The 18,628-nt window shown below is 70.7% G+C and carries 19 protein-coding genes and 1 pseudogene; 11 read left to right on the plus strand and 9 right to left on the minus strand.

The features are described from left to right. Positions 1 to 100: 100 nt before the first annotated feature. Positions 101 to 1,234 (plus strand): coiled-coil domain-containing protein, encoded by a 1,134-nt coding sequence (locus tag GTY96_RS15825; protein ID WP_143903931.1) that lies wholly within the window; start codon positions 101 to 103, stop codon positions 1,232 to 1,234. Positions 1,235 to 1,240: 6 nt separating this feature from the next. Here GTY96_RS15825 and GTY96_RS15830 read toward each other — a convergent pair whose 3' ends face one another. From GTY96_RS15830 to GTY96_RS15850, 5 genes and pseudogenes are all read right to left on the minus strand, one after another. Further along, positions 1,241 to 2,647, minus strand: a complete 1,407-nt coding sequence (locus GTY96_RS15830) for an NAD-dependent succinate-semialdehyde dehydrogenase (protein ID WP_143903933.1) — start codon at positions 2,645 to 2,647, stop codon at positions 1,241 to 1,243. A 106-nt stretch (positions 2,648 to 2,753) separates the two neighbouring features. Next, complete coding sequence (locus GTY96_RS15835; RefSeq protein WP_161665158.1) at positions 2,754 to 3,230, minus strand: SMI1/KNR4 family protein; 477 nt, start codon at positions 3,228 to 3,230, stop codon at positions 2,754 to 2,756. Positions 3,231 to 3,253: 23 nt separating this feature from the next. Then, positions 3,254 to 3,511 (minus strand): annotated as a pseudogene (locus tag GTY96_RS38720) (HNH endonuclease); the annotation flags it as partial. Positions 3,512 to 3,718: 207 nt separating this feature from the next. Next, positions 3,719 to 4,078: an Imm10 family immunity protein gene (locus GTY96_RS15845; protein WP_143903937.1), complete on the minus strand. Its 360-nt coding sequence runs from the start codon at positions 4,076 to 4,078 to the stop codon at positions 3,719 to 3,721. 1 nt (position 4,079) lies between these two features. Continuing rightward, the gene (locus GTY96_RS15850; protein WP_161665159.1) at positions 4,080 to 4,688 is read right to left on the minus strand and encodes a polymorphic toxin-type HINT domain-containing protein; all 609 of its coding nucleotides are present in this window, start codon (positions 4,686 to 4,688) and stop codon (positions 4,080 to 4,082) included. 287 nt (positions 4,689 to 4,975) lie between these two features. Here GTY96_RS15850 and GTY96_RS15855 point away from each other — a divergent pair, with 287 nt between their 5' ends. From GTY96_RS15855 to GTY96_RS15890, 8 genes are all read left to right on the plus strand, one after another. Beyond that, positions 4,976 to 5,392 carry an ExbD/TolR family protein gene (locus tag GTY96_RS15855; protein WP_161665160.1) on the plus strand — a complete coding sequence of 139 codons (417 nt, stop codon included), beginning with the start codon at positions 4,976 to 4,978 and terminating at the stop codon, positions 5,390 to 5,392. Positions 5,393 to 5,403: 11 nt separating this feature from the next. Beyond that, positions 5,404 to 5,844: an ExbD/TolR family protein gene (locus tag GTY96_RS15860; protein ID WP_161665161.1), complete on the plus strand. Its 441-nt coding sequence runs from the start codon at positions 5,404 to 5,406 to the stop codon at positions 5,842 to 5,844. Positions 5,845 to 5,912: 68 nt separating this feature from the next. Then, complete coding sequence (locus GTY96_RS15865) at positions 5,913 to 6,641, plus strand: phosphatase PAP2 family protein (protein WP_143904282.1); 729 nt, start codon at positions 5,913 to 5,915, stop codon at positions 6,639 to 6,641. Between the two features lie 100 nt (positions 6,642 to 6,741). Next, positions 6,742 to 8,502, plus strand: coding sequence for a histone deacetylase family protein (locus tag GTY96_RS15870; RefSeq protein ID WP_143903943.1), 1,761 nt, complete (start codon positions 6,742 to 6,744; stop codon positions 8,500 to 8,502). A gap of 27 nt (positions 8,503 to 8,529) precedes the next feature. Continuing rightward, positions 8,530 to 9,198: an acyltransferase gene (locus GTY96_RS15875; RefSeq protein ID WP_143903945.1), complete on the plus strand. Its 669-nt coding sequence runs from the start codon at positions 8,530 to 8,532 to the stop codon at positions 9,196 to 9,198. A 152-nt stretch (positions 9,199 to 9,350) separates the two neighbouring features. Then, on the plus strand, positions 9,351 to 11,450 hold the full coding sequence (locus GTY96_RS15880; RefSeq protein WP_328700902.1) for a PAS domain S-box protein: 2,100 nt from the start codon (positions 9,351 to 9,353) through the stop codon (positions 11,448 to 11,450). 237 nt (positions 11,451 to 11,687) lie between these two features. Further along, positions 11,688 to 13,793, plus strand: coding sequence for a neutral/alkaline ceramidase (locus GTY96_RS15885; protein WP_143903949.1), 2,106 nt, complete (start codon positions 11,688 to 11,690; stop codon positions 13,791 to 13,793). Positions 13,794 to 13,958: 165 nt separating this feature from the next. Then, positions 13,959 to 14,471: a gluconokinase gene (locus tag GTY96_RS15890; RefSeq protein ID WP_143903951.1), complete on the plus strand. Its 513-nt coding sequence runs from the start codon at positions 13,959 to 13,961 to the stop codon at positions 14,469 to 14,471. A gap of 9 nt (positions 14,472 to 14,480) precedes the next feature. Here GTY96_RS15890 and GTY96_RS15895 read toward each other — a convergent pair whose 3' ends face one another. Then, positions 14,481 to 15,107, minus strand: a complete 627-nt coding sequence (locus tag GTY96_RS15895) for a phenylalanine--tRNA ligase beta subunit-related protein (RefSeq protein WP_161665163.1) — start codon at positions 15,105 to 15,107, stop codon at positions 14,481 to 14,483. A gap of 81 nt (positions 15,108 to 15,188) precedes the next feature. Between GTY96_RS15895 and GTY96_RS15900 the strand changes: the two genes are divergently transcribed. After that, the gene (locus GTY96_RS15900) at positions 15,189 to 15,551 is read left to right on the plus strand and encodes a cupin domain-containing protein (RefSeq protein WP_143903955.1); all 363 of its coding nucleotides are present in this window, start codon (positions 15,189 to 15,191) and stop codon (positions 15,549 to 15,551) included. A 162-nt stretch (positions 15,552 to 15,713) separates the two neighbouring features. Continuing rightward, positions 15,714 to 17,336 carry an ABC-F family ATP-binding cassette domain-containing protein gene (locus tag GTY96_RS15905; protein WP_143903957.1) on the plus strand — a complete coding sequence of 541 codons (1,623 nt, stop codon included), beginning with the start codon at positions 15,714 to 15,716 and terminating at the stop codon, positions 17,334 to 17,336. A gap of 46 nt (positions 17,337 to 17,382) precedes the next feature. On the opposite strand, the gene GTY96_RS15910 is transcribed toward GTY96_RS15905, so the two are convergent. The 3 genes from GTY96_RS15910 to GTY96_RS15920 all read right to left on the minus strand — a co-directional run bounded on the left by GTY96_RS15910 (position 17,383) and on the right by GTY96_RS15920 (position 18,619). Next, positions 17,383 to 17,640, minus strand: a complete 258-nt coding sequence (locus GTY96_RS15910; protein WP_143903959.1) for a hypothetical protein — start codon at positions 17,638 to 17,640, stop codon at positions 17,383 to 17,385. A 170-nt stretch (positions 17,641 to 17,810) separates the two neighbouring features. Further along, a complete protein-coding gene (locus GTY96_RS15915) occupies positions 17,811 to 18,416 on the minus strand; it encodes a nucleotidyltransferase family protein (protein WP_161665164.1) in 606 nt (201 codons plus the stop codon). Continuing rightward, a complete protein-coding gene (locus GTY96_RS15920) occupies positions 18,413 to 18,619 on the minus strand; it encodes a hypothetical protein (RefSeq protein WP_143903963.1) in 207 nt (68 codons plus the stop codon). Before GTY96_RS15920 ends, GTY96_RS15915 begins: the two co-directional genes overlap by 4 nt. Between the last annotated feature and the right edge of the window lie 9 nt (positions 18,620 to 18,628).

The following is an 18,628-nucleotide window of genomic DNA, read 5'->3' on the forward strand; positions in this document are numbered from 1 at the left end:
GCTGGCCGCCTGCCTGCCGTGGGCCAATGGCTCAACACCTGGGCTTATGGGGCGGCGCGCGACAGTCCCCAAGGCCGGGAGAAGTTGTTAGCGTCACCGCGTGCCCCGAGACCGCGAAGCGCCGCCTGACTCCCCGTCCTCTCACGACGCGGCCGAGCGCCTGCGCCGGCTGGAGGCGGCCATCGAGGAGGGGCGGGCGCGCAAGGACGCGGCCCTGGAGGCGTGGGTGCGCCGGATGGGCCGCCTGCCCACCGACAAGGAGCGGGACCGCTGGGAGCGGGAGTGGGAGCGCGGCGCGGAGCGGGAGCGCCAGCGCTGGGAGAAGCAGTGGGAGCGCGAGTCCAAGGACGCCCTGCGTCGCGCGGAGCGGCAGGCCAAGCGCGACGCCTATGTCGCCCAGCAACAGGCGCACCGCGACGCGAAGCGCGCGGAGAAGGCTGCCCGCGAGGAGGCGTCGCGCAACCCGGTGGTGGGCGTGGGCCTGCTCGTCGTGGCGCTGGCGTGCGTGGCCACGGTGGTGAAGTCGCCGCAGCAGTACTGGTGGCTCCTGTTCGTGGCGCTCGCGTTCTTCAAGCGGGCGGCGAAACACCTGCGCGCGCACAACAACCCGCTGCTGACGCGCGTGGAGGAGCCGACCGCGCCGGTGCCGCGGCGAGCGGAGGTGCCAGTGGCGCCGGTGGCGCCGGTGGATCCTCGCCTCACGCGCGTGGACGCCGTCTGCGAGAAGCTGCTGGCGGAGCTGCGCAAGGGGCCGGGGGTGTTGCAGGAGATGGTGCGCTCGCCGGAGCGCACCGTGCAGGACCTGCGGAAGAGCTGCCATGAGCTGGTGCGCCGCGAGCACGAGCTGCGCACGGTGGCGCCGCCGGAGGACGTGCAGCGGCTGGCGGAGGAGCGCAAGAAGCTGGAGACGCGCTGGGCCGCCGAAGAGGACGTCGTGGTGCGCGACCGGCTGCGCGCGGCGTTGCAGGTGTTGGACGAGCAGGTGCGCCAGCGCGCGGAGCTGACGAAGGCGGCGGACCGGCTGGAGGCCGAGTTCATGCGGCTGTCGTACACGCTGGAGAACCTCTACGCGCAGGTGCTGCGGGTGCGCTCGGCGGACGCGGCGGACGCGGACGTGGCGGGCGCGGGCCTGCGCGACAGCGTGGAGCAGCTGGGCGCGGAGGTGGACGCCGTCACCACCGCGCTGGAAGAGGTGCACGGCGCGCCCATGGATGGCCGGGTGCGCACGCGCTGACGGGCGTTATTCGCCCGCGTGCTTCGGCGGCGGCGCGCTCCCGGCCGCGCCGCTGATGCGGACGGTCTTCGCGTTGACGAACTCGCGGATGCCCAGGTCCGCCAGCTCGCGGCCGTGGCCGGAGTGCTTCACGCCGCCGAAGGGCAGGCGCGCGTCGGAGGCGACGAGCGCGTTGACGAACACCATGCCGGCCTCGATGCCGTCGATGAACCGGCGCTGCTCGTTCGCGTCCTGGGTCCAGACGCTGGCGCCCAGGCCGAAGGGGGTCGCGTTGGCCAGCTCCACGGCGTGCTCCAGGTCGCGGGCGCGCAGGAGCGTGGCCACCGGGCCGAACAGCTCGTCATGGAAGGCGGGGGCCTTGGGGGGCGGGTCGGCCAGCACGGTGGGGGGATAGAAGTTGCCGGGGCCGCTCAGGGGCTCGCCGCCCAGGAGCAGCCGGGCGCCGGCCTTCACGCTGTCGCGCACCTGGGCGTGCAGGCCTTGCAGGATGCCGGGGGTGGCGAGCGGCCCCACGTCCGTCTTGGGGTCCATGGGGTCGCCGACCACCATGGTCTTCATGCGCTCCACGAAGCGGCGTTCGAACTGCTGGGCGATGGGCTCCGCGACGATGAAGCGCTTGGCGGCGATGCAGGACTGGCCGTTGTTGATGAGGCGCGCGGACACGGCGGTCTGGACGGCCTTGTCCAGGTCCGCGCTGGGCATGACGATGAACGGGTCGCTGCCGCCCAGCTCCAGCACGACCTTCTTGATGGCGCGGCCCGCGGCGGCGCCCACGGCGCGGCCCGCGCCCTCGCTGCCGGTGAGGGTGACGGCCTTCACGCGCGGATCCTCGATGACGCGGTTCACGTCCGAGGTCTCGATGAACAGGGATTGGAAGGCGCCTTCGGGGAAGCCGGCGGTGCGGAAGAGCTCCTCCAGGGCGATGGCGCACTGGGGCACGTTGCTGGCGTGCTTGAGCAGGCCGACGTTGCCGGCCATGAGGGCGGGGGCGGCGAAGCGCACGACCTGCCAGAAGGGGAAGTTCCACGGCATGATGGCGAGCACGGGCCCCAGGGGCTGGTAGCGCACGAAGGCGGTGTCGCCATCCACGTCGATGGGGGTGTCGCGCAGCAGCTTCTCCGCGCGGGTGACGTAGTAGCGGCACGCGGTGGCGCTCTTGATGGACTCGGCCTTGGCGGCTTCGAGGGGCTTGCCCATCTCCTCCGTCATCATGCGGCCGAAGCGGTCGGCCTCGACTTCGAGGATTTCGGCGGCGCGGCGCATCCAGCGGGCGCGGTCGGCGAAGGACGTCTCGCGGTAGGCGCGGAACGTGTCCGCGGCCCGTTGCAGCTTGCGCTCCAGTTGCTCGGCGGAGAGCGCATCGAACGTGCGCAGCGTCTTGCCCGTGGTGGGGCTGATGGTGGCGATGGCCATGTGCGGGTGCCTCCCGGGTGCGAGGCCCCGGTGATAGCAGCCCGCACGGCGCGGACAATGCCCACCGCACCCGAGCGTCCAGGGGCGTACGGCGGGCGCCACGGGCTCAGGACTTCAGGACGATGGGCGACAGCGCATCCGACTGGAGCGCCAGCATGAAGGCGCCGAAGTCCTCCGCGAGGAGGTGGAGGCTGTTCGTGCCTGTCCGGGCATGCGCATCCCAGTAGAACACCCGCCCTGCTTCAGCACCGGCCACCGACAGGCAGAGCTTGTCGGCGCCTTCCGTTGTTGCGATGGGGAGCAGCCCGGGCGGAAGGCGGTCTTGGAAGACCTGGAGGTTCCAATCGAGGTTGCTGGACTCGACGGGGTCGTTCAGTCCGAAGAAGAAGTGGATCCGGCCGACCGGGTTGCCGGGCAGTCCCCGGAGCTTGAAGAGATCGCGCTCGGGCCGGCCGCCGTTGGTCGCCAGCAGGAACTCCCGATGGGGAAGCGGGAGCGCGAGTTTGTAGCGCTGCTCGAACGCATCGACGTCGCGCGCATCCAGCGGGGGCCCGCCCTCGGTTGTCCACACGGGCTGAGCCATGAGAGACCTCCCGAGAAACCACCAGTGTGTCCCGTCCGGGCATGAATATCCGTGGGAACCAGTTGGAGCGTCGTCCGGTCCTGATGGTGATGCCAGGTCATTCTCTTGGGCGTCTCTCTCAAGCCTGCGGCCTTGTTCGCGGCGGCGAACTCCCCGGCACGGGAACCAGGATCGGGAATCTTCACTTCGGCCTTCACGACTCCGGCGGCCCTGAAGTCCGGATATCCCTCCGCGTCGAATGGAGCCCCCGTCGCAGGGTGCTGCTTGCCCGCCAGATGCACGTTCCGGATGGGGGCGTCCGTGGAGTACCCATTCGTGGGAACCCTTGAACCAGGCTTCGTCGCAGGAGGCCGTCGTCGCTCGCGATGCGCCTCCGCCAGGAGCGCCTGGGCTTTCGTCCCGTTGCCCCGGGCCTCATGGAGGGCAAGGACTCCCGCTTCGCCCCACTCCGCGGCGAGGTATGCGCTCTCCCGGCGGGAAGAGCATGGTCAAGTCCCTAGCAGCCGCTGAAGGACCTCTCGGAGCGTAGGCAGGTACTGCCCTGAAACCTCCACATGGAATCCACCGTCGACGCCAAGCGCATTCGATGCCTGTTCGTCGAGTTGGACTTCGATTGAGTTTTCACCGACCCTCCACTTTGTTACGCCACCATAGTGACAAGCCCCGCTCTCCGTACACAGGCAGTAGGTATCCATTCCGTTTGCTCGATCTTGCTCGTCGAACGAGAGGGCTTTCTGGATCTCAAGGCGCATGCCAGTCCCGTCGTGCCGCTCCGCAAGAACAACTGCATATGTGTTGATATCCTGCATCTCATCGGCACTGACTGCATCTGCATGGAATCTCCGCATGTCATCTTCCTCCTGTGGTCCAGATTTTCTGTTCCCAGAGGGAACGGCTCGTCGCTCCAGACTCCGATGTCGCCTTGTTTATCGCCCCCTTGCAAGACAGATAAGATGGATGTGAGTCATCAATAATTATCGCATCATCCGACTGGAGCGGAATGCCGCGTGCCGCACGAGCCTCCGTATGTGTAGCCACGGCAGATAAAGAAAATCCGAGCGCAGATCCTTCTGCGGTCATTCCTCCGCTGGTCAGGGTATCTGCATGCGCAACGTGTCCATCTCGATACACCGTCACGTTGGCGACGTGAGGACCACGGCCCGAGCGAAACCCGATGCGCGACTGGTTGTGAACCCACGCAGCCACCTGCCCAATGAAGTAGGTATGGGCTTGCTCCACCTCGAAGTTGAAGACCGTCGTCAGGTCAGAAGCCGTGCCGATAGACACCACCCGCGCCGACGCTCCCGAGGCAGTGTAGACCCTGTCGCCGGACTTGAGTTGCTGGGCCTCCGTCCAGCCTTGGCCCTCGACGCCGAATGGGTGCTCCGCCGTTACGCCAACTTCCTCACGAACTCTGTCTTTCCCCTCCAGTACAGCGGGTCGCGCTGCCCGGGCCATGCGCTGCCTGAATCCGTTTCGAACGGCGCGGAGGCGCAGGTCAGGGGCAGCGTGAGAATGCATGCCAGCGACCACGCCTCGTGTCGCTGGGGAGTCCACGGTCCCTTCGCCAACATGGGTGCTCCTGGAGATGCCTCGGGAAAGCCAGCCGCGTGCATCGTGCGCAGGCCATGCCTTCGGGCGCGCCGTGACCGAACGATGACCGAACCACCGGGTGCCCACGGCCAATGTCCTCCCGGGCCCGTGGTCCCATGGTGTCCAACTCGCGGACGCAAGGGAGGCATTGCATGGGCATGGCCGTGGGAGGCCGGGGCGGAGTGAAGGCGGACATCAACGTCACGCCCCTGGTGGACGTGGTGCTGGTGCTGCTCATCATCTTCATGGTCGTGACACCGCTGTCCCAGCAGGGCCAGGACGTCGCGCTGCCCGCCGCCGCGCAGGGTGAACACCACGACACCCCTCCTGAGCCGCTCGTCTTCTCCGTCACCGCGGACAAGGCGCTGTACGTCGGGAAGGACGCCATCCCGGACGCCGCGCGCTTCCAGGCCCGCGTGCGGGAGGAGCTGCGCACGCAGCCCGAACGCCGGCTCCTCCTCAAGGCGGATGAAACCCTGACGTGCGGTGACGTGCTCGGCGTCCTTCAACAGTCACGGGATGCGGGAGCGCGGAAGGTGTCCCTGGGCGTCGCGGTGAAGAAGAACTGAGGAACACGTCCATGCACAGACTCTCCAGACGACCGGTCGTCGTGAAGCCCCAGTCCGGACTCCAGTCGGACATCAACGTCACGCCCCTGGTGGACGTGGTGCTGGTGCTGCTCATCATCTTCATGGTCGTCACGCCGCTGATGCGCCGGGAACTCCCGCTCCAGCTCCCCACCCAGGACACCGCCCCCGCGGACGCTCCGACGTCAGCGGAGCCCGCCCCCGGCCTCGTGCGCCTCACCGCGGAAGGAACGCTGCTCCTGGAGGGCGAGCCCGTGAGCGAAGCCGACTACGTGCCTCGGCTGCGCCGCTTCCTGGAGGCCCGCCCGCGCGGCCAGCGCGGCCTGTTCTTCCAGCCTGACGCCCGCGCCCCCTACGCGCGGCTGGTGGTGGCGCTCGACGGCGCGAAGTCCGCCGGCGCCGAGGCGCTGGGGCTCGCCGTGGACTCCCCCTGAGCCGCGTGTTCGACACTCCCGCGTGAATGCCGGTGGCCCGCACGCGCGCCGCGTCCTATGTCACCGCCATGGCGCGCAGGCCGTGGCGGTGGCTGTCGGGTTGGGACGTGATGGTGACGCGGCCGCTCGCGCTGCTGTTGCTCGTGATGGCGTGCGTCCTGGGCTTCGTCGCCCTGTCCGACGAAGTGACCGAGGGCGAGACCCAGGACCTCGACGAGCGCATCGTGCGCGCCCTGCGCCGCCCGGAGGACCCCGCGCTTCCCCGGGGCCCCTGGTGGCTCGCGGAGACCGCGCGCGACGTGACGTCGCTGGGCGGCGCGCCCGTGCTGTCGCTCATCACCGTGGCCGTGTGCGGCTTCCTGCTGGTGGCCCGCCGCTACCGCACGTGCCTGTTCGTCTTCACCGCGACCGTGACGGGGTGGCTGCTCAACGGCCTGCTCAAGAACGTCTTCAACCGCCCGCGCCCCTCCGTGGTGCCCCACCTCACCGAGACCCTGTCCACCAGCTTCCCCAGCGGCCACGCGATGCTGTCCGCCATCACCTACCTCACGCTGGGCTCGCTGCTGGCCCAGTTCGCTGAACAGCGGCGCGTGAAGGTCTACCTGCTCACCGTGGCCCTGCTCCTGTCCATCCTCGTGGGCTGCACCCGCGTCTACCTGGGCGTGCACTACCCCACGGACGTGCTGGGCGGCTGGGTGGCCGGCCTCGCCTGGGCCCTGTTCACCACCGTCGCCGCCCGGGGCCTGCGCCGCCGCAGCCCCGCGCTGCGCGAGGAGGCCCATCGCCCCGTGGAATGAGGCTTGCGCCCACGGCCCCCTCGCAGGATGAAGGGCCCGTGCCTCCCGTGTCCCCGTCTCCCGTGAACGCCCGCCCTCCTTCCCCGTCCCCGAGGCGCGCATGATTCAAGCGTGGCTGTGGCGGCTGGGCCTGGGACGCGGCCGGGTGCACGTCTTCTACGACGAGTCCTACCGCCTGCCCCTCTCCGGCATCGAGTCCTCCGTGGGCATCGAGCCGCGCGGCACCGACTTCACCACCTGGTACCTGCTGGAGGCCGGCGTGGTGCGCGCCGCGGACGTCCGCCACCCCGTGCCGGTGTCCTACGCCCAGCTCGCGCGCGTGCACGACGCCCGCTACCTGGAGTCCCTCTCCGACCCCGCGACGCTCGCGCGCATCTACGCCACCGACCCGTCGGAGGTCCCCGTGGACGCGCTGCTCGACAGCGTGCGCACCGTGTGCGGCGGCACGCTGGGGGCGGCGCGGCTGGCGCTCGCGCGGCAGGGCCCCGTGGTCAACATGGCCGGCGGCTTCCACCACGCCCGGCCGGACCGGGGCGGCGGCTTCTGCACCGTCAATGACATCGCCGTCGCCGTCGCGGACCTGCGCGCCGCGGGCTTCGACGGCTCCGTGGCCGTGCTGGACCTGGACGCGCACCCGCCGGATGGCACCGCCGCGTGTCTCGCCGGACAGCCGAAGGTCTGGATCGGCTCCGTGTCCGGCAGCGACTGGGGCGTGCTCCCCGTCGGCGTGGACGAGACGCGCGTGCCGGATGGCTGCGACGACGCCACCTACGTGCAGAAGGTGAAGGAGATGCTGGCGCGCATGCCCCACTCCGACATCACCTTCGTCATCGCCGGCGGAGACGTGTTGTCCGGGGACCGCTTCGGCCGCGTGGGCATCACGCTCCAGGGCGCGCGCAAGCGCGACGTGGCCATCGCCTCGGCGCTGCGGGGACGGGCCAGCGTGTGGCTGCCCGGCGGCGGCTACCACGCCGAGTCCTGGAAGCTGTTCGCGGGCACGGTGCTGGTGCTCGCGGGCCTGGGCCACCAGCGCATCACCGCCCGGTATGATCCGCTGAGCGCGCGCTTCCAGCGCATCGCGCACCTGCTGGACCCGGAGACGGCGCACTCCCCGAGCGCGACCCCCGGCTGGGAACCGCTCACGCTGGAGGACCTGGAGGGCCCGCTGCGGCTGGGCCCGGAGGTGCAGCCGCGCGTGCTGGGCCACTACACCGCCCAGGGCATCGAGTACGCGCTCTTCCGCTACGGCCTGCTGTCGTACGTGGAGCGCCTGGGCTACAGCCGCCTGCGCGTGGAGGTGTCCTCCACCGGCGGCACCGGCGACCGCATCAAGGTGCTGGGCCACGCGGGCGGCCGTGAGCACCTGCTGTCGGACGCCGTGCTGGAGAAGAAGGTCCTCCAGGGGGAGACCTTCCTCTTCGCCAACTGGCTCTCCCTGCGCCACCCGCGCGCCCGCTTCAGCGACACGCGCCCGCAGCTGCCCGGACAGGAGGTGCCCGGCCTGGGCCTGTCTCGCGAGACCACGGAGGTGCTGCTCGCCATGGCCCAGCGCCTGGGGCTCGCGGGCGTGGCCTTCCGGCCCATGTGGTTCCACCTGGCCGTCGTCGCGCGGGGCCGCTTCCACTTCTCCACCCCGGAGCGCCAGGGCCGCTTCGAGGCGCTGATGCGCGACCTGTCCGCGCTCTCCCTCGTGGAGGCCACCCACGCCGTCGCCGATGGCCGCGTGCGCCTGGACGGCCAGCCGTACCCGTGGGAGCCGGACGACATGCTCTGCCGCCTGCTCCCCACGCCCCTGGACGCGGACGCCGTGGCGAGGGAGCGCGAGCGCTGCCACTTCACCGTGGCGCCCGCCTCCGGCTGAACCCGGCGCCGTGGTAGTCAGGACGGCGTGGACCTGGAAGCGCGACGCCGTGAACAACACAAGCTGCGGCTGTCGTGGATGCCGTGGCTCTACTTCAGCCTCAAGCCGCGTCACCGCGAGTGGGCGGAGGCCTGGCAGCGCGAGGTGCAGGACCGCCTGCGCGCGCTGGAGACCGTCGACATCGCGGAGGGATGTTTCATCGCCCCGGAGGCGCGCATCTTCGCGGAGCCCGGCCGCACCGTGCGCATCGGGCCCGGGTGCAGCATTGGCGCGGACGCCTTCGTGCACGGACCGGTGGTGCTGGGGCCGCGCGTGAGCCTCAACGCGCGCGTCAGCCTGGACGGCGGCGCGTGCGGCATCCGCATCGGCGAGGGCAGCCGCGTCGCCACCGGCGCCACCCTCTACGCCTTCGACCACGGCCTCGCGCCGGACCGCCCCGTGCGCGACCAGCCCGTCACGTCCAGGGGCATCGTGATCGGCGACGACGTCTGGGTGGGCGCCAACGCGGGCATCACCGACGGCGTCACCGTGGGCGACCACGCGGTGATTGCCATGGGCGCCGTCGTCACCCGCGACGTGCCCCCGTGGGCCATCGTCGGGGGCGTGCCTGCTCGCCTGCTCGGCGACCGTCGTCAACGCCCTCGTTCTGGAATCCCAGGGGGTTGGGAGCCCCCGGACTCCGATGGAAACCCCTGAGTCCTCGGTGGGTCCATTGACTTTGAAACATTCGAGCGCCCTATGCTTCGGTCCGCGCTGAAACGGAGAGAGGGCGGACACCCGGACGGACCGGCTGGGTCGGCCTCTTTTTCATGTATTGGCCCGTTTCATCCGTGATGAAGGAGGCCGCGGTGTCGCAGGAGCAACGCGAGACGGGGAGCGCCGCTGCTCCGGAGCAGGCCTCCATGGCGAGCGCCCTCGTGGACACCCGCCGCTTCCAGCGGGCCGGTTCGCTCCTGCGCGAGGTGCTCTTCGAGCTGGATGCGGCCGGCCGCCTGGTCCTCGCGAGCCCCGCGTGGGAGCGGCTGGTCGGAATGTCCGCGGGCGCGTGGACGGGCCGCGCGCTGGTGGACCTGTTCCACCCGGAGGACCGGGATCAGGCGCGCGCGCTGCTGCGCACGGCCACCTCGCGCATCGACGTGCCGACGCGGCTGGAGCTGCGGCTCGCGGGGGGCGCGCAGCCGCGCTGGGTGGAGGTGTCCGCCACGGGAGATCCCGAGCACCTGGGCGGTGTGTTGGGCACGCTGGTGGACGTCACCCCGCGCCGGATGGCGGAGGAGGCCGCCACCACGCGCGAGCGCTACCTGGGCGCGATGGTGGAGGTGCAGCGGCGGTTGCTGGCGCCGGAGACCTCCGGGGATTTGTACAACGCCATCCTGGAGCCGCTGGGCCGCGTCGCGGGCGCCAGCCGCGCCTACGTCTTCGAGTTCCACCGCGAGGCCAACGGCCGGATCCTCCAGTCCCAGCGGGCGGAGTGGGCCGCGCCCGGCGTCTCGCGCGAGCTGGAGAACCCGGACACGCAGGCCTGGCCGGTGGACGAGGCCTTCCGGCTGCACCAGCTGGAGCAGCTGCACCGCGGGGAGCCGGTGCAGGGCCGGCCGGAGGACTTCGGGGACGGCACGGCGCCGGTGCTGCTGGCGCAGGGCATCCGCTCGCTGCTGGTCCTGCCCCTGTTCGTGCACGGGGAGCCGTTCGGCTTCATCGGCTTCGACAACTGCGACGACGCGCGGCCCTGGTCGCACGTGGAGGTGAACCTGCTGTCCGGCGCCGCGGGCGCGCTGTCGCTGGCGCTGGAGCAGCACACGACGGACGCGCTGCGCGTGCGCACGGAGACCGCGCTGCGGCGCACGGAGGCGGGCTTCCACCTGCTCATCGAGGGCTTCCCGGATCCGGTGGTGGTGCACACGACGGACGGGATGCTCCTGTCGGTGAACCCGGCCATGGCCAAGTACCTGGGCTACCAGGACCCCGCGGAGCTGCTGGGGCGGCACCTGCTGGGGCTGGTGCGGCGCGAGGACCAGGAGGTGGCGCGCCGCCACCTGGAGGAAGCGCAGGACGGGGCGCTGGCGGCCCGCTCGCACGAGGTGCCGCTGGTGCGCCGCGACGGGCAGGTGGTGAGCGCGGACCTGGTGACGCTGGGCGTGCTCTTCGACGGCGTGCCCGCGCGCGTGACGGTGGCGCGCGACTTCACCGAGCGAAAGCACATCCAGGCGAAGCTCATGCTGGGGGACCGGCTGGCCTCCATGGGCATGCTGGCCGCGGGCATCGCGCACGAGCTGAACAACCCGCTGTCCTACGTGCTGTCCAACCTGGAGTTCCTGCACCGCGCGCTGGGCCCCATGCCCCGGCCCCTGGGGGCGGAGGAGCTGCTGGAATACCAACAGGTGCTGGACGACGCGCGCGAAGGCTCCGAGCGGATGCGGCAGATCGTCCGCCAGCTCAAGGTCTTCTCCCGCGTGGACGACGCGCACGACGAGCCGGTGGACCTGCACCGCGTGCTGGACTCCGTCACGCAGATGGCGGCCAGCGAAATCCGTCCGCGCGCCCGGCTGGTGAAGCAGTACGGCGCGGTGCCGGCGGTGCGCGCCAACGAGGGCAAGCTGTTCCAGGTGTTCCTCAACCTGGTCATCAACGCCGCGCACGCGATCCCCGAGGGCCTCACGGACGAGCACGAAATCCGCCTCGTCACCCGCGTGGACGGCGACGGCCGCGTGGTGGTGGACGTGCGCGACACGGGGCGGGGCATCGCGCCGGAGCTGATCCGCCGCATCTTCGACCCGTTCTTCACCACCAAGGCGCCGGGCCAGGGCACCGGGCTGGGCCTGTCCATCTGCGACACCATCGTGCGCGCGCTGGGCGGCAGCATCGGCGTGGAGTCCACTCCGGGCCACGGCGCCACCTTCCGCGTCACCCTGCACGCCGCCGCCTCGCGCCCCGCACGCGTGGCCTGAGCCCGCCCGCATTCCGCGTCCGGGCGGGGGAGCGAGCCTCCCGGGCGCTGCCTCGAAATGGACTGAAACCGGCGCGCCTCCGTGTTCGAGTGTGGAGCGCCGGACGGCCTGCCCTCGCGTGCGCTGCCTTCCCAGGCCCGGTGGAGCCACGCTGGGCCTCGCGCCGCGGTGAGGAGTCCAGGTCCCGACGGCGCCTTGCCGCAAGGGCATTTCCGCCCGGAGGCCGTGGAGGATGCCATGCGCACGCTGACCGCTCGCCTCGCCCCGGTGTTGGGGCTGCTGTTGGGCAGCGTGCTGGCGCTGGGGCCCGCGGGGTCCTCCCTGGGGCCCTCCCTGGCGGGCGCGGAAGAGGCTCCGGCTTCGGTGGAGGCCGCCGCCGGGCCGGGGGTCGACGCCTGCTCGGGCTCCGCGAACTTCCTCATCGGCGCGGCGCGCTCCGACATCACCGGCCCCGCCGCGGAGGTGGGGATGATGGGCTACGCGCAGGTGGCGCAGAAGACGGAGGGCATCCACCTGCGGCTGTACTCGCGTGCGTTCGTCATCGCCTCGCCGTGCAATGGCCGCCGCGTGGCGTTCGTCAGCGCGGACCTGGGCATGGTGTTCCAGGCGGTGCGGCAGCAGGTGGTGGAGCGGCTGCGCGCGAAGCTGGGCGACGTGTTCTCCGACGACAACGTGCTGCTCAGCGCCACGCACACGCACGCCGGGCCCGGCGGCTACAGCCACTACACGCTCTACAACCTGACCACCTTCGGCTTCATCCCCCAGAACTTCGAGGCCATCGTCTCCGGCATCACGGACTCCATCGTGCGCGCCAACGCGCGGCTGGCCGAGGGCTCGCTGCGGTTGGCCTCGGGGGACCTGCGCGGCGCGAGCGCCAACCGCTCACCGGAGGCCTACCTGCGAAACCCCGAGGCCGAGCGCGCCCGCTACCCGGACAACGTGGACCCCCGGATGACGCTCCTGCGGCTGACGCGCGCGGACGGGCACGAGGTGGGCCTCATCGACTGGTTCGCCGTGCACGCCACGTCCTTCGGCAACACCAACACGTACATCAGCGGGGACAACAAGGGGATGGCGTCGCACGCCTTCGAGGTGGGGGAGGGCGGGCTGCTGCCCGGGGGGCCGGACACCTTCGTCGCGGCCTTCGCCAACTCCAACGAGGGCGACGTCACGCCCAACATCCTGGGGGGCACGAACGGCGGCGGCGCGAACGACTTCGAGGACGCGGCCATCTCCGCGAAGAAGCAGTACGACTTCGCCGCGCACCTGTGGGCCACCGCCGGGATGCCCGTGATGGGCGGCGTGGACTACCGGCACACCTACGTGAAGATGGACGCGGTGGACGTGGCGCCCGCGTACACGGACGGCGCCCCGCACCGCACGTGCCCGGCGTCCATCGGCCTGTCGATGCTGGCCGGCGCGGAGGACGGGCCCGGCTTCGGCTCCGAGGGCGCCACGTGCGAATCCGTGCACGACGTGTGGAACCAGTTCACCTGCGCGGCCGTCACCACGCCCTGTCAGGGAGAGAAGCCCATCGTCCTGGAGATGGGCACGATGAAGCCCTACCCGTGGACGCCGGAGGTGCTGCCCCTGCAGCTGGTGACGGTGGGGCCGCTGGCGCTGGTGGCCGTGCCCTTCGAGCTGACCACCATGGCGGGCCGCCGGCTGCGCGACACCGTGCGCGCGCACCTCCAGGGCGCGGGCGTGACGGACGTGGTCATCGCGGGGCTGTCCAACGCCTACTCAGGCTACGTGGCCACGCGCGAGGAGTACGCGCGCCAGGACTACGAGGGCGCGTCCACGCACTTCGGCCCGTGGACGCTGGCCGCGTTGCAGCAGTCCTTCGCGGGGCTCGCCAGCGCGCTGCGCGACGGGACGCCCGTGCCGCACGGGCCCCGGCCCCGCGACCTGCGCCGCGCGGTGGTGGGCCTCCAGCCCGGCGTGGTGTTCGACGACAAGCTGCTGTGGGTGGACTTCGGCGCCGTCGCGGAGGAGGCGAAGCCTTCGTACGCGCGGGGCGACATGGCGAGCGCCACGTTCTGGGGCGGCCACCCGCGCAACGACCTGAAGCTGAACGGCACCTACCTGCGCGTCCAGCGGCGACAGCCGGACGGCACGTGGCGGGACGTGGCGCACGACGGGGAGGGCGGCGCGCTGTACCACTGGCAGCGCGAGTACTGCGTGCCCACGCTCGCGTGTTCGCTGGTGCGGATCGACTGGCCCATCCCCCTGGACACGGCGCCGGGCACCTACCGGCTGGTGCACGAGGGCAACTGGAAGTCCGGCTGGGACGGGCGCGTGCACCCGTACTCGGGCAGCTCGCGCCCGTTCACCGTGCGGTAGCGGGCGCTTGTCGCGGGGGCCGAAGGCGCGGCGTCGGGCAGTGGACGCTCCCCTCCAGGCTCGGGATGTCCGGTGCGCCACCGGCCATGCATCTCGCGTGGCGCGGGGCGCGGGAAGGTCGCAGCATCAGGGGACGGGCGCGGGGCGCTGGGAGGCTTCAACCGCATGGTGGTCATCGTCATGGGGGTTTCAGGCACCGGAAAGTCCACGGTGGGCCGCGAGCTCGCGGACAGGTTGGGCTGGGGCTTCGTGGACGCGGACGACCTGCACTCGGTGGCGAACCGCCGGAAGATGGCTTCGGGAACGCCGCTGACGGACGTGGACCGGCAGCCCTGGCTGGAGCTGCTGCGCGCGCGGCTGGAGAAGGCGATGGACGAGGACGAGGACCTGGTCCTGGCGTTCTCCGGCCTCAAGCAGCTCCACCGCGCGCGGCTCACGGTGGACGCCGCGCGCCAGCGCTGGGTGTACCTGCACGCGTCCGCGGCCATCATCCGCGAGCGCCTCCAGCAGCGGCTGGGGCACTTCATGCCGGCCGCGCTGCTGGGCAGCCAGCTGGCGGAGCTGGAGCCGCCCGAAGGCGCCCTCTCCGTGGACGTGACGCCGCCCGCGGAGGGCGTGGTGGAGCGCATCGTGGCGGGGCTGGGGCTGGAGCCCGAGGCGCCCGCGCCGAAGCCGTAGGGGCTGCCTTCAGCGGACGGCTTCGACGGTGGCGCCCAGGCGCTCCAGCAGCTCGCGATACCAGGCGAAGGCGCGCCCGGTGTGGCCCTGGAGCTCCTTCGTGCCCCACAGCAGCGTGAGGGTGCGGCGCGTGGTGCCGTCCGTCTTGGTGCGCTGCGCGTCCTTCACCGCGTTGGCGCAGGGGCCCTCGGCGTCGAAGAGGCACAGCAGCCCCTCCAGGTCGATGGTCTGCCCGGACGCGTTGAAGACGTAGCGGTCGCCCTGGATGGCGGTGGCGACGCGGAAGGGCGCCCGGGCGCGGTCCAGGTCCACGACGCTGATGGGCAGGCCGCTGTGCAGCGACACCGCGTTGCATGCGTCCACCGCGGCGTTGATGGTGCCCAGCGTCCCGTCGCCGGAGGCGCGCACCAGGTACTCGGACGCGGGCTTGCCCCGGCCGGTGGGCTTGTAGCCGCCGTGGCGGAGCAGGTCCCGCACGGCGCCTCGCACGGCGTCGTCGCTCTGGAGGGGCGCGGTGGCGCCGGGCTTCAGCAGGGCCTGCAGCCAGTCAGGCGCGGGCAGCTCCCCCAGGGGGGCAGGGAAGGAGGAGGTGAAGGCAACGAGGTCGAGGAGGGGATGGGCGTCGACGGTCAGCACGGCGGCACTCTACGCCACGCGCTGGTAGGGTAGGGGCGGCCGCTGTTCCCCCCTCGTGTCCCCCCCTCCTGGAGCCTCCGCATGCCCACGCTCATCCCGAAGCCCATCCGCGTGACGGCGGTGGGCAACAAGCCGAAGCTCATCGACGAATACGTGGGCCGGGTGAACTCCAAGACGTCGAACATCAGCGTGGCGCACATGCGCAGCCCGGGCGGGTGGGAGGAGCCGGGGCAGACGCCCGAGTTCCGTGAAATCACGCTGGTGCTCGCGGGCACGCTGCGGGTGGAGCACAAGGGCGGGGTGATGGACGTGCACGCGGGCCAGACGGTGGTGTGCGAGCCGGGCGAGTGGGTCCGCTACAGCACCCCCGAGGAAGAGGGCGCGGAGTACGTGGCCATCTGCACCCCGGCGTTCTCCCCGGGCACGGTGCACCGGGACACCTGAGGGCGGAGGGGCTTACCGGCAGGGCGGAATCCCGGACGGGGGCCTGCCTGCCCGGCCGCGGGGATGGGGCCAGGGGTGCCGGGGGTTCGGAAGCATCCCTCGGGCGGGCGGGTCGTGGCATAAGGGCGCGCCGCCTGATTCCCGGGCCCTTTCGGTACGCACATGATCCGTCTCGACAACATCGGCAAGCAGCACGGTCAGCAGCTTCTCTTCGTGGAGGCCTCGGCCGCGCTCCACAAGGGCGAAAAGGTGGGCCTGGTGGGCCCGAACGGCGCGGGCAAGACGACGCTGTTCCGGATGATGACCGGCCAGGAGTACCCGGACGAAGGGCAGGTCTCCATCGACCGGGGCGTCACCATCGGCTACTTCAGCCAGGACGTGGGGGAGATGGCCGGCCGCAGCGCGGTGTCCGAGGTGATGGACGGCGCGGGCCCGGTGAGCACCGTCGCGGCGGAGATGAAGACGCTGGAGGCCGCCATGGGGGACCCGGACCAGGCGGACGAGATGGAGAAGCTCGTCGAGCGCTACGGCGTGGTGCAGGGCCGCTTCGAGGAGCTGGGCGGGTACGCGCTGGAGGGACGGGCGCGGGAGATCCTCGCGGGCCTGGGCTTCAGCGAGGAGATGATGGACGGCGACGTGGGCGCGCTGTCGGGCGGTTGGAAGATGCGCGTGGCGCTGGCGCGCATCCTGCTCATGCGCCCGGACGCGATGTTCCTGGACGAGCCCTCCAACCACCTGGACCTGGAGTCGCTCATCTGGCTGGAGGGCTTCCTCAAGGGGTACGAGGGCGCGCTGCTGATGACGTCGCACGACCGCGAGTTCATGAACCGCATCGTGACGAAGGTGGTGGAGATCGACGGCGGTTCGCTGACGACGTACTCGGGCAACTACGACTTCTACGAAGGCCAGCGCGCGCAGAACGAGGCGCAGCAGCAGGCGCAGTACGAGCGTCAGCAGGCGATGCTCGCGAAGGAGATCAAGTTCATCGAGCGGTTCAAGGCCCGCGCGTCGCACGCCGCGCAGGTGCAGAGCCGGGTGAAGAAGCTGGAGAAGATCGAGAAGGTGGAGCCGCCCAAGCGCCGCTCCACGGTGCTCTTCGAGTTCCAGCCGCCGCCGCGCTCGGGTGACGACGTGGTGAACCTGAAGAACGTGGTGAAGGGCTACGGCAAGCGGACCATCTACGACGGCCTGGACTTCCTGGTGCGGCGCGCGGAGCGCTGGTGCGTGATGGGCGTGAACGGCGCGGGCAAGTCCACGCTGCTCAAGCTGGTGACGGGCACGACGCAGCCGGATGAGGGCTCGGTGGCGTTGGGTGGCAGCGTGAAGATGGGCTACTTCGCGCAGCACGCCATGGACCTGCTGGACGGAGAGAAGACGGTCTTCGAGCAGCTGTCGGACGCGTTCCCGCGCGCGGGGCAGGGGTCGCTGCGGGCGCTGGCGGGCTGCTTCGGGTTCAGCGGCGACGAGGTGGAGAAGAAGTGCCGGGTGCTGTCGGGTGGAGAGAAGGCGCGTCTGGTGATGGCGCAGATGCTCTACGACCCGCCGAACTTCCTGGTGCTGGACGAGCCCACGAACCACCTGGACATGGGCACGAAGGAGATGCTGATCACCGCGCTGTCGCGCTACGAGGGCACGATGTTGTTCGTGTCCCACGACCGGCACTTCCTGGCCGCATTGTCGAACCGGGTGCTGGAGCTGACGCCGGACGGCATCCACAAGTACGGCGGCGGCTACACGGAGTACGTCGCGCGCACGGGCCAGGAAGCGCCGGGCCTGCGCAGCTAGCGCGCTCCAAGGCCCCCGGGCATCCCCGAGGGCCGGAGGCAGGGGTTCAGCCGCAGGCCCAGCTCTGCTCCTCCCATTCGCCGCAGAGCGACTTGCGGCAGAGGGTGTAGCTGCAGGTCTCGGTCTGGTAGCCGCAGCAGGCGTAGGCGTCGGTGGCCTGGCCGGAACAGGCCGCCTTCCTGCCGGACTTGTAGGTGTCCGGGGCGGAGTTGTTCGAGCAGGAGTCCGGCGACGAGTCGTCGTCGGAGCCTCCGCAGGCGGTGAGCAGCGGGACCACGATGAGCAGGCGAAGAAGGGTGCGCATGCCTGCGAGGTGAATCATGACCCATGGGTCGTGGACCATGGAACGTGAGTGAAACAGCGTGTTTCACCCACGTGAACCACACCGTTTTCGCCCTGTATCCGGGCAACCCCTGAGCCGCTGAACACGACTCGTGGGAATTATTCGAACAGCTTGCTCGCGAGCCGCGCCCGCTAGGAAATGCCGAGCTCTTGGAGCAGGGGCTGGAGCTCAGGCCAAAGCTTGTTGCGCTCGCAGACGTCACGAAGCTCCGCGACATCCAGATGTGGCCGGTTGCGCTCCAGCAACTCCATGACGTCGGCCTTCGACTTCCATCCGCCCGCGAAGAGCTTCAAGGCGATGAGATGCGCGAGGCCGACAACTCGAAGACGGCTGCCCGCGTTCAAGGGCAAGGAGGCGGACTGGATTGCCTCCTGCGCGAGCAGGGTGTTGTCCTTCGCGCCGGGCCAGGGGTTCTGGAAGTTCACGATCTCGATGGTTTCGAAATCCGCTCCCGAAACGCGTAGGACGCCGCCCAGGGGATCATCCGCATCGGGGTAGCTGAGGTCGGTCTCGAAACCCTCCTGCCTCAGGACTTCGTCGAGCTGACGAAATCGCGGGAAGGGGTTGATGTTGATGGCCAGATCGAAGTCTTCCGTCTGCCGGGGGTAGTAGTGAACGGCCAGCGCGATTGCGCCAATGACCGCGGCGTGGATGCCATGCTGCTCCAGGACTCCGACCACGTGCTCCGCGACCTCGAGCGTCCGCTCCTGCCTGTTGGCACCCACTGCGTCACTCATCGGGGAGCACCAGGGTCCGGCTTCTCGGTACGCGCAGGCGTGATGTAACGCATCCGCTCCTTGAGGCTGAGCGCGAGCAGCACGCGCTCCCGGGGCGTCATCGCGGCCAGTCGCTCGAACTGAAGCCTGCGGGCCGCGTCCGCGCTCTTGCTGGGTCGCTGCCCATACAAGCCTCGAGGTGGTGGTGCGTGTTCGGAGCTCATCGTGCCTTC

It is taken from the genome of Corallococcus silvisoli (assembly GCF_009909145.1).
In the GTDB taxonomy this organism is placed as follows: domain Bacteria; phylum Myxococcota; class Myxococcia; order Myxococcales; family Myxococcaceae; genus Corallococcus; species Corallococcus silvisoli.